We start from the raw sequence: 13959 nt of genomic DNA, 5'->3' as shown, positions 1-13959 counted from the left end.
GTTCAGGTTTTGGCAACGATCATCGTCAGGAGGCCGGAGCGCCGGGCGGCGCCCGAGCTCCCCTCGGGTGAGGTGGTTCTCGAGCCGCCACCGGAGAACCCGCCCCCCGGCGGCAAGGGCTGGGGTCGCGCCATGATGATCCTGCCCATGCTGGCCGGTACGGCCGGTATGGCCCTGTTGATTGGCGCGGGCGGAAACCGAGGGCCTCTCATGTACGTCGCCGGTGGCCTTTACGGCACCGCGGCGCTGGGCATGGTGCTGTACCAGATCCTGAGCCAGCAGGGGCAGGGCGCGAGCAAGCAGGAGATGGCGCAGAACCGCCGCTCCTACATGCGCAAGCTCAGCAAGCAGCGCGCCCAGGTGCGCGACACGATCGAGCGGCAGCGGCTGGCGATGTTCTACCGCCACCCCAACCCCGACCGGCTGTGGTCGACCGCGCAGAGCGCGCGGCTGTGGGAGCGCAGGCCGCACGAGTGGGACTTCTCCGTCGTCCGGATCGGTCTCGGCAGCCAGGCGCTGGCCACCCCGTTGGTGCCGCCGGAGACCAAGCCGGTCGACGAGCTCGAACCCATGTCGGCGATGGCGCTGAGCAAGTTCGTCAACCGCTACTCCACCGTGCCCGACCTGCCGATCGCGGTGGCGCTGCGCGGGTTCTCCCGCATCTACGTCACCGGTGACGAAGAGCGCAAGCGCGCCTTCGCCAGGGCGGTCGTCGCGCAGCTGGTCACCTTCCACGCGCCCGGCGAGATCCTGATCGCGGTCTGCGCGCGACAGGAGGAGCGGCCGCTGTGGGAGTGGGCGAAGTGGCTGCCGCACGCCCTGCACGACAGCAAGACCGACGCCGTCGGCCAGATCCGGCTGGTGGCCTCCGCGGTCACCGCGCTGGAGGCGATGCTCGACGACGTGCTGGCCAACCGGCCCCGGTTCAACCCCGGCGCGATGCCGATCGAGGGCTCCGCGCAGCTGGTCGCCTTCGTCGACGGCGGCACCACGACCAGCTCCGAGCACCTGATGATCGAGGGCGGTGTCGAGGGGGTGACGGTGTTCAACCTTTCCGAGACCCCGCCCAGGGTGCTGGACTCGACCACCCTGGTCCTGGACATCGACTCCGACGGCGCGATGCGCAGCAGGACGATGGACGGCGAGGCGGCCATCGGCACCGCCGACGAGCTCTCCGTCGAGGAGATGCTGGGCCTGGCCCGCACGCTGGCTCCGATGCGGCTGTCCGCGCTGGCCAGCGGCGACCAGCCGCTGTCCACCTCGCTGGAGCTGACCGACCTGCTCGGGCTCGGCGATCCCTACCACCTCGACGTCGGGCAGACCTGGGCGGCCAGGTCCAACCGCGACCGGTTGCGGGTGCCGATCGGCCTCAACGCCGACGGCAGGCCGATGGAACTCGACCTCAAGGAGTCTGCCCAGGACGGCATGGGCCCGCACGGCCTGCTGGTCGGGGCGACCGGTTCCGGAAAGTCGGAGCTGCTGCGCACCCTGGTGCTGGCGCTGGCGATCACCCACGACCCGGAGATCCTCAACTTCGTGCTCACCGACTTCAAGGGTGGCGCGACCTTCGCCAAGCTGGACAAGCTGCCGCACACCAGCGCGGTGATCACCAACCTGGAAGACGAGCTGCACCTGGTCGACCGCATGCTCGACGCGATCGGCGGCGAGCTGATGCGCAGGCAGGAACTGCTGCGCAAGGCCGGCAACTACGCCAACCAGCGCGACTACGAGAAGGCGCGCACCGCGGGCGCCCCGCTCGACCCGCTGCCCGCGCTGCTGGTGATCGTCGACGAGTTCTCCGAGCTGCTCACCGCGCGGCCGGACTTCATCGAGATGTTCGTCCAGATCGGCCGCGTCGGCCGGTCGCTGGGCGTGCACCTGCTGCTGGCCTCGCAGCGGCTGGACGAGGGCAGGCTGCGCGGCCTGGACTCGCACCTGTCCTACCGCATCGGTCTGCGCACGTTCTCCGCGATGGAGAGCCGCGCGGTGCTCGGCGTGCCGGACGCGCACCAGCTGCCGAGGGCACCCGGCAACGGCCTGCTGCGCACCGGGACCGAGGACCTGGTCCGCTTCCGCGCGGCCTACGTCTCCGGGGTGCACCACAAGGGCGGCCAGAAGCTCGTCGACGACGAGGGCCGTGAGATCGACCCGGTGCAGGACTACTCGACCCGCTACCTGCGGCCCCGCCTGGCGGACAAGCCGGTGGAGCAGGCCAAGCCCGACACCAGCGAGGAGATCGGCGAGACCCTGCTGGACGTGCTGGTCGACCGGCTCGCCGGCAAGGGGCGGCCCGCCCACCAGGTGTGGCTGCCGCCGCTGGACGCGCCGCCGACGCTGGACCAGCTCGTCGGCCCGCTGACCGTGGACCCCGAACGCGGGCTGACCTGCGCCGCGCTCGAGCCGCGCGGGGCGCTGCGCGCCATCGTCGGCGTCATCGACCGGCCAGCGGAACAGCGCCGCGACACCTACTGGCTGGAGCTGGCGGGGGCCGGTGGTCACATCGCCGTCGCGGGTGGCTCGCACAGCGGCAAGAGCACCGCGCTGCGCACGATCATCTGCAGCCTCGCACTCACCCACACCCCGCGCGAGGTGCAGTTCCTCTGCCTGGACTTCGGCGGTGGCGGTCTGACCGCGCTGCGCTCGCTCGCCCACGTCAGCGGTGTCGCCACACGGCGGGACGGCAACCAGGTGCGGCGCTCGGTCGCCGAGGCGCAGAGCCTGCTCGCCGAGCGGGAGCAGCGCTTCGCCGACCTGGGCATCGACAGCATGGCCACCTACCGGCAGATGCTGCGCGCCGGTCGCTTCCCCGAGGACCGCTTCGGCGACCTGTTCCTGGTCATCGACGGCTGGGCGACCATCCGCACGGAGTTCGAGACCCTGGAGCCCGCGCTGTCGGAGCTGGTCAACCGCGGTCTGGCCTTCGGGGTGCACCTGCTCGTGGCATGCAACCGGTGGATGGACCTGCGGATGAACATCCGCGACATGTTCGGCACCAAGGTGGAGCTGCGCATGGGTGACGCGACCGACTCGGTCATCGGCCGCAGGCAGGCCTCCGCCGTGCCGGAGCAGTCGCCCGGCCGCGGTCTGGCCCCGGACGCGATGCACTTCCTCGCCGGCGTGCCGAGGATCGACTCGAAGGAGACCGCGGAGAACCTCACCCAGGGCACGCAGAACCTGGTGGAGACGGTCAACAGCGCCTGGCGGGGACCGAAGGCCTCTGTGGTGCGGCTGCTGCCCGCGCTGCTGCCCTACGAGGAGCTGCCCGCCGCGGAGCCGGGCCGCAAGGCCGTGCCGATCGGCATCGCCGAGCGTGACCTGCAGCCGGTCTACCTGGACTTCGCCGCCGAACCGCACCTGGTGCTCTTCGGCGACGTGGAGTCCGGCAAGAGCTCGTTCCTGCGGGCGCTGGCCACCGGCATCATGGCCCGCTACTCGCCGAAGGAGGCCCAGATCGCCCTGGTCGACTTCCGCAGGAGCATGCTCGGTCTGGTTCCGGAGGAGTACCTCATCTCCTACACCACCACGCAGGCCGCCGTCGGTGACATGGTCCAGCTGACCATGGGCGTGATGACCAAGCGGCTGCCCGGCTCCGACGTCACCCCCGAGCAGCTGCGCAAGCGGAGCTGGTGGAGCGGCCCCGAGCTGTTCATCCTGGTCGACGACTACGACCTGGTCTCGGCGGGCTCGCACCAGAACCCGCTGGTCCAGCTGCTGGAGTTCCTCACCCAGGGACGTGACGTCGGCCTGCACATCGTGGTGACCCGACGCACCGGTGGTGCCTCCCGGGCCATGTACGACCCGGTCGTCGCCAGAATCAGGGACCTGGCCTCGCCGGGAATCCTGATGTCCGGGCGCCCCGAGGAGGGCCCGCTGCTGGGCAACATCAAGGCACAGCCCCTGCCACCCGGACGGGGCTGGCTCACATCACGCAACGGTAACGAGCTGATCCAGCTGGGCTACCTGCCGCCGGATCAGGAAGACTGAATCAAGAAGCATGCTCCTACAAGGAATCTGAATCCTTTTGGTCGGCAGTTGTCCCGCCAGCCTGGAACCAACGGCACACTGGCACCGTCTCTAGTAACGGCAGTATCCCTCCAGGCGGCGGGGCGACGGCGAACACCAGGTGGTGAGAGCGCATGGGCGACGAGTACTACGGCTTCGACCCGAGGACGATCAACCAGACGCGTCGGCCCGGCTTCATCGGTCCGGTGGCGAGCCCGGACACCTACTCCGACCGGTTGGCGCGCGAGCAGGCCAAGCAGCTCAAGCCCGGTGAGCAGGCGCCCAAGCCGCAGCCCCGCGCGACCGATCCCGGCCAGCTCTCCGGGATGGACATCAAGGCCATCCAGAAGATCGTCATGGGTGAGCAGCCCGGCAACGCCGATCTCCGGGCCGGGTTGTGGACCAACGTCGCCGAGAACCTCCAGCACACCGCCACCCAACTGCGCCAGCAGGCCGACAAGCTCAACGTCGAGTGGGAGTCACCCGCCGCCAAGGAAGCGGCCTTCATGAAGCTGGGCAAGGACCTCGCCTACCTCGACGCGTGGCACAAGGCGGCGACCGAGAACTCCTCGGCGCTCAAGGGGCTGGCCTCGGTGATGCGGCAGTACCAGAAAGAGATGGCGCAGCTCTACCAGGAGTTCGAGGACAAGCACGGCGAGGCCTCGCCCAGCATCGGCGACCACCTCAGCGGCATGTTCCTCGGCACCGGCACCCTCGAACAGAAGCGGGCCCAGGCGAAGCAGGAGGTCCAGGACGAGTACAGCGTCAAGGCCCGGGACCTGGTGCGGCGGATGGAGAACGAGTACTCGCCCTACCTCGGCCGGTTGGCCAGCGCGCAGTCGGCCATCCTCACCCCGCCCAACGCCGTCTACAACCAGCAGGCGCTCGGCATGCCCGCGCCGCCGCTCCCGCCGACCATGGGCGGCGGGCCGCCCGCGCCCGGCACGGCACCTGGTGCTCCACCCGCGCCGAAGAACGCGCCCACCCCTCCGCCGCCGCCCGTCGCGCCGAGGAACGCGCCCACGCCGCCGCCGGTCGTGCCGACGGTGCCGCCGCCCGTCGCTCCGCCGCCCGTGGCCCCGAAGGCGCCGCCGGTCCCGACCGGTGTCGCCCCGCCGCCGCTGCCCGATGGGCTGCGCACGGCCGGTGCCCCGCCCGCGCCCGGTCGGCTGAACGCGCCGACCCCCGGTGGGTTGAACGCGCCGACCCCCGGCGTGATCAACAACCCGGGCGCTCCCCCCGCGATCAACGGGCGCAGCCTGGGCGTGCTCGGGAACAACCCGTCCCTCAACGCCGGTGCCGCGCCCACTCCGGCTGCCTTCAAGGGCGGCGCGGGAGCACCGCCCGGGCTCGGCGGATCGACGCTGGGCCAGAACGCGCTCGGCGGACAGATGACCCCGCCGCCCGCGCCGCAGGCCAACCAGACCAAGGCGCCGCAGCAGAAGCAGCGCAAGGACACCCCGGGGCTCGGCGGCGGGATGCAGGCGCCGCAGCAGATGACGCCGCCGCCCTCGCAGGGTGCCACTGAGCGCAACCGTCCCGGTGCCCCCAAGCAGGCGACGCAGCGCAACCCCGACGTGGCCGACGCGTTCCAAGCGCCGCCGACGAACACCTCGCCGTCGGTGCTCGGTGACCGCAAGCCCTCTGCGCCTGCCCGGCGCGCCACGCCAGGCAAACCGGATGCCCAGCCGCTGAGCGGGGACTCGGTGCCGCCGGTGCTGGCCAACCCGCACCGCGGTACCGCGCCGAAGACCCACGCCGAGCAGATGCGGGCGCGCGAGCGCGGACTGCGCGAGCGCAAGGAACGGCGTCGCGAGCTGGAGCGTCAGAACTCGGAGTTCGGTGCGCCGCCACCGCCGATCGCGGAAGCGGTCTTCGAGGGCCGCATGGCCGCGAAGGACCCGGTGGACGCGAGGCGGGAGAAGGAGGCGTCGGTGCCCCAGTCGCTTCTGGGCACCCAGCCCGCCGTCCTCGACCGGCGCGCCGCCCCGCCGCGCTCCGCCGACCAGGTGGCGCGCGAGATCCGCAAGCAGGTCGCGGAGAGCACCGAGGAGGCGTGGGCCCCGCAGACCGCACCCGGTGGCCCGGTCGTGGACAAGCGGACCGAGCAGGAGTACCGCGCGGAACCCAAACCCGACGTCCGTGCCAAGTAGCAACCGCAGCAGCGCACCGGTCCCCGGGGACCGGAACCTGGGAGGACCTCGATGAACACCACCCCGGACTGGGTCAAGGGCGGCGCGGAGCTCAAGGCCGACCCGGCCGGTCTCCGTGGATTCGCCACCAACGTCTCGACCATCGCGGCCAATCTGCTCTCCGACGCCAACGGTCCGATGATGGATCTGTTCACCAGCACCGGTTCGTTCCCGGTGAGCACCAACGGGCTGCAGGCCGGGACCTCCGCGGAGGAGCTGCTCTCGGCCAACCAGACGAGCATGCAGGCGTTCTGCGGTGATGCTTACAAGTCGCTGCTGGCTGACGGCAGCGCCTTCCACACCCTCGCCGACTGCTACGAGTCCGGGGACGGCGGCAACGGCATCAGCCTCAGCGCCGTCCAGTGGGTCTATCAGGAGCCCGGCGGCAAGCAGCCGCCCAACGCCCCGGCCTACCTCTTCCCCGAGGGCAAGCTGGTCACGCTCAACGAGCTCTACAAGAAGAAGCAGGAGGGCTCGACCGGCACCGCCGGGATGGACGTCAAGCTGAGCGAGGAGCGCAGGCCCGACGGCTCGGTCGTCACGACCTACAAGACCTCGGCGGGTGGCGTGCGCGTCGTCACCGAGACCAACGGCAAGGTCGACGAGATCGTCAAGGACAAGAACGACGTCACGCTGTACACGATGAGCAGCACCAGCAACGTGACCACGACCACCTTCTACCAGGACAACAAGCCCGCGGGCAGCACGGTCACCACGCGGACGTCGACGACGGACTGCCCGAAGAGCGGGCCGCAGACGACGCACGAGCGGACCATCGTCGAACAGCGTGATGCCAGCGGCAAGGTCATCAGCAGCCGGACCGACCACGTCGAGACCAGTCGCAATCACGAGACGAACACGCAGAAGAAGGTCATTTACACGACCAAGAGCGACAATCCCGACAAGCAGATCGACCGGCTTGAGGTCGGTGAGCAGCCGGTTCCGGCGACGCCGCAGGACTGGCAGGAACTCGCCGAGTCCGAGGCCGCCGAGAACCGGAAACTGGCGGGCATGTAGACCGCGCGCGACGAAGGGGGCCGTCCACGGTGGACGGCCCCCTTCGCGTTGCGCCGCTCAGTAGCGGCCGGGGCGGCCCAGCCGCTGTTCCTGGCCGGTGACGGTCAGCGCCGCGTACTGGCGCGTCGAACCCATGAACATCGCGACCATGTCATCGCGCAGCCGGGAGAGCTCCTGCGTGGTGTCCGGGGTGAGGCTCATCTCGGTGGCCACCAGTGACGCCTCGAACGGCGCCAGCCGCTGCAAGAGCACCAGGTCCGAGTCGGCGGTCAGCCTGGCCCGCTCGGGGGTGAGCTGGCGCAGCACGGCCAGCCTGGTCCGCCACGGGAGGGGGTCCTCCGCGGGGGGCGGCTGGTCGTCGTGCACGCACAGCAGCGGCTTGTCGGCCGAGGCGCTCAGCTCGCTCGGTGACCCTGGCGGCAGCACCATCAGCCGGTCGGCGCGCCCCACCGCCAGGTTGCCCAGCTCCGGCCAGCCCGCGGCCTGGCGGGTGAACACCACGACTCGGGCGCCGAAGCGCAGGGCGCGGAAGGCCAGCAGCCGCGCCGCCCACATACCGCCGACGAGCAGCGCCTCGGTCTGCTCCGGCCGGAACAGCGGGATCGCGACCGGCTGGCCCGCCTGGTCCCTGCCCAGTCGCAGGCCGAAGGAGTCCCCGGCGATCTGCAGCAGGTCCAGTTCCTCGTCGGTGGCGTGGTGGTGGCCGATGCGCAGCGGGGCGAGGCCCCCGTGCTTGCGGGACTGCCACGGCTCCTCGTCCTTGACCGCGCCCTTGTCCGGGGCGGTGGTCGGCGGCGTCGGCGGGGCCAGTGGCGGACTCGATCCGACGGCCAGCGGCTGGGCGAGCAGGGTCCCGGTGGCCGCGGCCTGGGCCGCTGCCGCGGCGTCGCTCGCTCCCGCGGTGCCCGTGTAGGCCATCGGGCCGCCGAGGACCTGGCCCATCTGACCCGGTGGCGGCATGGCCGCTGGGCGGGGCTGGCCCTGCTGGCCCTGTTGCTGGTGCTGGGGGCGCTGCTGGTGCTGGGGCGCGGGGCCCGGGCCACCCGGGCGCTGCTGGCCCGGTGCTGGCTGCTGGTGCGGTCCCGGCGCCGGCCGCTGGAGCGCCTGCCCACCGGGGGGCGTGTGCGTGTGCTGGCCGCCGAGCACCGGACGCGCCCCGCCAGGGCCACCAGGCCCTCCGGGGTGCGGACGCTGCTGGACCGCGCCCTGGCCGGGCGGACCCGGCTGTGGAGGACGGTTCTGCTGCGGCATGCCCTGGTGCGGGGTGGGCGGGTGCCCGTGCCTCGGACCCTGCGGCTGGCCGAGTGGCTGGCCCTGGCGCGGTCCGGGCTGCCCGTGCCGGGGCGGACCCTGGTTCGGTCCGTTCTGTTGCCCGGCGTTCTGCGGGGGGCGCTGCTGGTGGGGCGGCTGCTGCGGTGGCCCCGGCGGACGCTGGGGGTTGTTGCGGGGCTGGGAGTCCGGCTGCTCTGGCTCGTTCATCGTGCACCTCCCCCGGTCGGCGCCGACGCGTAGACCGCCGGTGCGTGCTGTCCGTCCAATTGTGTCAGCCGTGCGCCGCACCGCGCAGCCACGTCCAGGACCGAGGAGCAGGCCTGCTCGACTCGGTCAGGCGGGGCCGCGACGCGGATCAGGCAGCGCAGGTCCGCGCCCGCCGGCGTCGGGTCGAGCAACAGGGCCACGCTGACCATCGGTGCGGGCAGTTCGGCGAGGGCGGCCAGCAGTTCCACGCCGCGGACCGGGTCGGGCCAGGAACGGACCCAGAAGGACCGGTGCGCCAGCCACGGCGAGTACCAGCCGTCCCACTCCTCGCGGATGCGCTCGGGCCCGCCCGGACGAACCAGGTCGCAGGAGCGGGCCAGCGCCTCGGTGACCTCGTCGGCGGTGAGGATGCGGGCGCCGTGGCCGCGCCGCTGGAGCACCCGCTCCACCCGCCGGGTGATCTCGGAGAGCACGGCGGGCACGTCCACCCTGCCCTCGGCGTTGTCGATCATGGACTCGGCGGCCGCGTGCGCGTCCAGGCGCACCGCGACCCAGGTGGTGTGCTCGCGCCTGCCCGGGCCGACGATCGGGCCGTTGTGCGCGACGACCTGGGTGACCACACCGGCCTGCTCGGCCTCGGCGGCGATCTTGACGAGACTGGCGAGCGGGACCGGCGGCGTCGGCGTGCTGCCGTCGGAGGGGGCCACCTCGATGACGGTGAACCAGCCCGCTCCATCGCTGCCCAGGCCGAGCTTGCGGTCGTTGGGCCCGTCGACGTCGTCGACCACCAGGGTCGGCGCCAGTTCGCTGAGCGCGGCCAGCCTCGGGTCCTCGCGGACTTCGCCGGAGGCGCCCTTGCGGCGGCGGAAGCGCATCCACAGCGCGATGCTCTCGGTCCACCAGCGCCCCTGCGACCTGCCGAAGATCAGGGCGAGTGCGATGAGGCCCAGCACGCACGAGGCGATGAGCGCCCACATGCCCTGGAACACCCCGAAGGCCAGTGCCAGCAGCACCACCTGGAGCGCGATCAGTCGGGCCAGGCCGAAACCTCCGAGCCGGCCTGGTTGCCTCCTGGGGCGAAACCACGCCCCCGAACGCCCGCGCCGCCGCGTTGCCGTGCCCTTCGCCCGCAGGTCGGACGGCGGAGACTGGCTCGTCATCACTCGCAGTTCCTTTCCACAGCCAACGGTATCCCTCGATTCACCGCGGGCCTGTGTCACCGGTCTCACGCATCCTCCCGGATGCGACCGTCCGGGACATGACCGACATCCAACCTTGAAGAAATTGTCTTTTCCTCACGTCCGCGGGTTGGATGTGAATAATGTTCACTCTCTCGGGTGGCGCGCGCAATGATCGTCTACCGTGCCCGTCCGGTTCTCAACCCCGCAGCAGTCCATTGAGGACGGAGGACGGGATGCGCGCAGTGCTCCTGGCCTTGGTGACCGCGCCGACGGCGGCGCTCTCACCCGTTCCCGGCGCGATGGCCTCCGCCGAGCCCGATCCGGTGGTGAACCGGCCGGTGTTCAACGATTCGTGGGGTGCTCCCGAGGCTCAGTACGCGAACTCCACCCAGTTCGCCCGGCTCCTCGACCGGGTGCCCGCCGGTGAGGAGATCGTGCTGTCGTGGTTCGGCTTCGAGGTGCTCAAGCACGAGTCCGACCCGACCGCGCACCTGCTCGCCGCGCACGCGCGCGGGGTGAGCGTGAAGGTCGTCCTGGACCACGGGCAGGCGGGCAACCATGCGCACGCCCAGCTCAAGGCCGCGCTCGGCACCGACGACGCCAAGCCCAGCTTCGTGGTGACGTGCAAGGACAAGTTCCCGAAGGGGCCGGACCGCGGGTGCATCGCCACGCGGGTCTCCAGCTGGAGCAACGGCTACAACCACACCAAGTTCGCCGCGTTCTCCAAGGTGCGGATGAACAACGGCACGATCGTGCCCAACGTGGTGTTCACCGGCTCGTCCAACGTCGGTGACTGGGACGCCGTCGAGGCCTACAACGACATGTTCACCCTGACCGATGCCGAGGCGCACAAGGCCTTCCGGACCTACTTCGCCGATCTCGTCCGCTACCGGCGCACCGCCGCTGGCGACAACGACTACTACACCGACACCGGCAGCGGCTCGCAGTTCCGGGCGTTCTTCTCCCCGCGCAAGGAGCGCGCGGGCCAGCCGTACGCCGACCCCGCCACCGACACGGTCTACAACACCCTGCACTCCGTCGACCCCAGCTGCCGCTACCAGGAGCCAGACGGCTCGTGGCACCAGACGGACCTGCGCGTGGTGATGCTCGCCTTCAACCGTGACCCCGTCGCCGCGAAGCTCGCCGAGCTCAGCCGCAAGGGCTGCTGGGTGGACGTCGTCTACGCGGGCAAGGAGGTGCTCGACGCTTTCAAGGGCGCCAAGGCCCAGCTGACCAAGTGCGACTTCGACGGCACGCCCGGCAAGCGCGACCTCCAGGTGCACTCCAAGACGCTGCTCATCGACGGCGAGTACGACAAGGACACCACTCCGCGCGTCTACACCGGCAGCCACAACTACGCGTGGTCGGCGCTGCGGCAGGCCGACGAGATCCTGCTGCGCATCACCGGCCGCGCCGTGCACGACGAGTACCTGCGCAACTTCTGGAAGATCCGCGACACCTGCCGGAGCCGCGCCTCAGTTTCAGCCGTCGAGCCCGTCCTTGAACAGCTTTTCCAGGCGCTGCTTGACTTCCGGCGTCAGGATCTCCCGCGCGTCCTCGCCAAGCGGGTCAGCGCGTGCACGCGGACCTCCTTGTGTCGCGCGGGCACGGGGCAGGTGAACACGGCGAGGATGCGCAGGGCCCGGACCGCTTCCTCGCTCGTGACGAGCCTCAGCACGGGTACGTGGCCGGTCATCGCCGCGAGCAAGGCGGCGCTGGCCCCGTCCACCAAGGGGTCGGCCGCGCGCTCGGTCAAAGAGTCCCGTCGGCTCTGCATGGACGAACCGAACAGCGCGTCGTGAATGTGCCGCCGCACCGCGTCCTGGGTTTCGGCGAGGATCTTCGAGCACGCCTCGGTCGCCTGGACCAGTCCCACGAAGAGGTCGCACCAGACATGGAAGGCCAGTGTCTTCCCGAGCTGCGGATCGAGATGCTGCCACACCTGCACGGCGATCGTCTCGGCGAACGCGGTCACCTGGGTGCTAGGTGTCGGTGCGTGGTCAGAGCGCGCGGCGGGGATGGTGACCTCGGGTTCGTGAGCGTTCTGATTCGCCATCCAGTCCGCGATGTCCAGCCGGTCGAGATCCACACCCGCCTCCCGGCCAGCCATGGTGCCGCGCTTCGAGTCCGCATTGTTCGCCCACGTCGCTTCCGCTCGCGCGCGGCGGTTCCGCCGTTCCGCCGGATTCTCGGCGAGAGCGACCCAGCCCGACCAGCCGTGTTGAGATCCGCCGCAGCCACCGCAACCGCAGAAATGCCTCTGAGTTTCCGCGCATTGGCTGTTGTGACTTCCGTTCCCCTGCCATGTCTGCTTCGGTGGAGAGGAGGTCGTAATCCGTAGTCAGGGAATAGGGCGAATGCCGGGAAGTGGGTCTGTTCGGGGCGTTGCGCTCACTTCATGCCGAGGGAGAGCGACACGGAACCGGATTTCGCGGCGTCCCGTTCACTGGTCACCTTGCCCCGGCGGCTGACCTCCACCTGGTAGAAGCGGTGCTGGCCGGGGACGTTGCTCACCGCGAAGGAGAACGTGCAGGGCTGGGTGTAGGTGCTGGTCGCGCTGGAGTACGACGAATCGAGCTGGCCGATGGCGATCACCGCGCCCTGCGGGTCGTAGACCGTGACGCTCGCGCCTTCTCGGATGTCGCTGTAACCGCCGGTTCCCGCGCAGCTGGTCCCCGACAGCCGGGTGGAACCGCTCGCGGTGAGCGTCATCGTTCCTCGAAGTGTGAAGGTCTCCTCGGCCTTCGCCATCGTCGCGTTGGCTGAAACCGCCCAGACGGTTCCGACGAGCAGGGCTCCTGCGGCGAATCCGACGATTCCGAAGAGCGCGCCAGGACGGTTCCTTTTCGCTGGGGGATAAGGAAAAGAAGCCTGCTCGCCGCTGTGGTCGTACATGTGGGCCTCCGGGGTTCGCGACGTCGAATTGGTGATCGACGGCGCGAATCCCGTTGTTAGCGGCTCCTCGAAGTGTTGCCCGGTCGAGCGTTCTTCGAATTGTTACGGCGATGGTGCTGCGAACGTGGTGCTCAGGCGCCGAACTGCTGCAACCACGCGCGGGTGGCGTCGCGGTAGGCGTCGGCGTTGTAGTGCAGGCCGAGGGAGTGGCCCGCCTTCGGCAGGACGTAGAGGTCCAGCTTCGCCTTGGCGTTGTAGTACGGGGCCTCCTGCGGGCGCAGCGTCCGCGCGCTGGAGCAGTCGCGCAGCGCGAGCGGGCCGCAGAACAGGATGTCCTTCTCGCCGACCGCCTGGAAGACCGGGACGTCGATGCCGAGGGTGACGGGCAGGATGATGCCGAAGACCGCGACGGTGCCCATGCCGGGCACGGAGACCTGGTCCTTGGTGGCCTCGTCGGCGGCGATCACCTTCGGGTCGGCGTTGTCGGAGTAGAACAGCGGGCCGCGCGCCCCTGGCCGGGTGGCGAACCACAGCGGATCGCTGCCCCTGTTGCCCAGCAACGGATCCAGCAGCGTCGGGTGCAGTCCGAGCCCGGCGCCGACGCCGAGCACCGGAACGGCGGGCAGGTGGGTGATGCCGGTGAGGCCGACCCCGTCCACGTCGCCCTTGTACTTCGCCGCGGCGTAGGACACGATGCCCGACCCCACGGAGTGGCCGATCATGATCACCTTGCTGAACGCGGTCCCACCGACCCGGCCCGCGCGCAGGTGGCCGACGACCTCGTGCAGCGCCAACGCCTCCGCGTCGATCATCATCGGGATGCTCAGCGGCTTGCTGCTGCGCCCGGCACCGAGCCGGTCGACGGCGAAGCTGGCGTAGCCGTGCTTGGCCATGTCGCGTTGGTAGGAGTACTTCTCCGGCTGGTAGGGCAGATCCCAGTACGCGCGGTTGTACGTGCCGCCGTGCACCAGCAGCTGCACCGTCTTCGGCGCGGCCCCGTTCGGCGCGCAGTACTGGCCGCGCAGGACAGCGGGCATTCCCGGGCTCAGCAAGGGAATCAACCCAGGCGCTGTCACCGGGAGGGTCACCTCGGAGCAGGTGAGGGCGGCAGCGAAAGCGGGCGGGGCGGCCGCTCCCGCCATCAGCAGGCCGCACGCGAGTAGCGAGGAGGTGAGTTTCGGCAGCAGTCGCAC

General features: G+C 70.6%; 9 protein-coding genes. 5 read left to right on the top strand and 4 right to left on the bottom strand.

The annotated features are described in order from the left end of the window. The first annotated feature begins 9 nt into the window (after window positions 1-9). The 3 genes from BLT28_RS16975 (at window position 10) to BLT28_RS16965 (ending at window position 7211) form a co-directional block, all read left to right on the top strand. Entirely contained in the window at window positions 10-3984 is a 3975-nt protein-coding gene (locus BLT28_RS16975; protein ID WP_030430342.1) for a type VII secretion protein EccC, read from the top strand. A gap of 152 nt (window positions 3985-4136) precedes the next feature. Continuing rightward, window positions 4137-6155 (top strand): hypothetical protein, encoded by a 2019-nt coding sequence (locus tag BLT28_RS16970; protein WP_030430341.1) that lies wholly within the window; start codon window positions 4137-4139, stop codon window positions 6153-6155. A 51-nt stretch (window positions 6156-6206) separates the two neighbouring features. After that, window positions 6207-7211 carry a hypothetical protein gene (locus BLT28_RS16965; protein ID WP_030430340.1) on the top strand — a complete coding sequence of 335 codons (1005 nt, stop codon included), beginning with the start codon at window positions 6207-6209 and terminating at the stop codon, window positions 7209-7211. Window positions 7212-7268: 57 nt separating this feature from the next. Here the strand turns inward: BLT28_RS16965 and BLT28_RS16960 are convergent, their stop codons facing one another. Further along, entirely contained in the window at window positions 7269-8171 is a 903-nt protein-coding gene (locus BLT28_RS16960; protein ID WP_156051071.1) for a hypothetical protein, read from the bottom strand. 33 nt (window positions 8172-8204) lie between these two features. Between BLT28_RS16960 and BLT28_RS16955 the strand changes: the two genes are divergently transcribed. Further along, entirely contained in the window at window positions 8205-8723 is a 519-nt protein-coding gene (locus tag BLT28_RS16955) for a hypothetical protein (RefSeq protein WP_156051069.1), read from the top strand. Here the strand turns inward: BLT28_RS16955 and BLT28_RS16950 are convergent. After that, window positions 8687-9850, bottom strand: a complete 1164-nt coding sequence (locus tag BLT28_RS16950; RefSeq protein WP_030430337.1) for a type VII secretion protein EccE — start codon at window positions 9848-9850, stop codon at window positions 8687-8689. The two genes, BLT28_RS16955 and BLT28_RS16950, sit on opposite strands and share 37 nt — an antisense overlap. A gap of 254 nt (window positions 9851-10104) precedes the next feature. On the opposite strand from BLT28_RS16950, the gene BLT28_RS16945 reads away from it, so the two are divergent. After that, window positions 10105-11673: a phospholipase D-like domain-containing protein gene (locus BLT28_RS16945; RefSeq protein ID WP_063766599.1), complete on the top strand. Its 1569-nt coding sequence runs from the start codon at window positions 10105-10107 to the stop codon at window positions 11671-11673. 589 nt (window positions 11674-12262) lie between these two features. Here BLT28_RS16945 and BLT28_RS16940 read toward each other — a convergent pair. Both BLT28_RS16940 and BLT28_RS16935 read right to left on the bottom strand, forming a co-directional pair. Next, window positions 12263-12766 carry a hypothetical protein gene (locus BLT28_RS16940; RefSeq protein WP_197684040.1) on the bottom strand — a complete coding sequence of 168 codons (504 nt, stop codon included), beginning with the start codon at window positions 12764-12766 and terminating at the stop codon, window positions 12263-12265. A gap of 131 nt (window positions 12767-12897) precedes the next feature. Continuing rightward, entirely contained in the window at window positions 12898-13959 is a 1062-nt protein-coding gene (locus tag BLT28_RS16935) for an alpha/beta hydrolase (RefSeq protein WP_043812050.1), read from the bottom strand.

The organism is Allokutzneria albata, from assembly GCF_900103775.1.
In the GTDB taxonomy this organism is placed as follows: Bacteria; Actinomycetota; Actinomycetes; order Mycobacteriales; family Pseudonocardiaceae; genus Allokutzneria; species Allokutzneria albata.
Note: the sequence above shows the minus strand (reverse complement) of the source record. Positions and strands in the feature narration are given on the sequence as shown.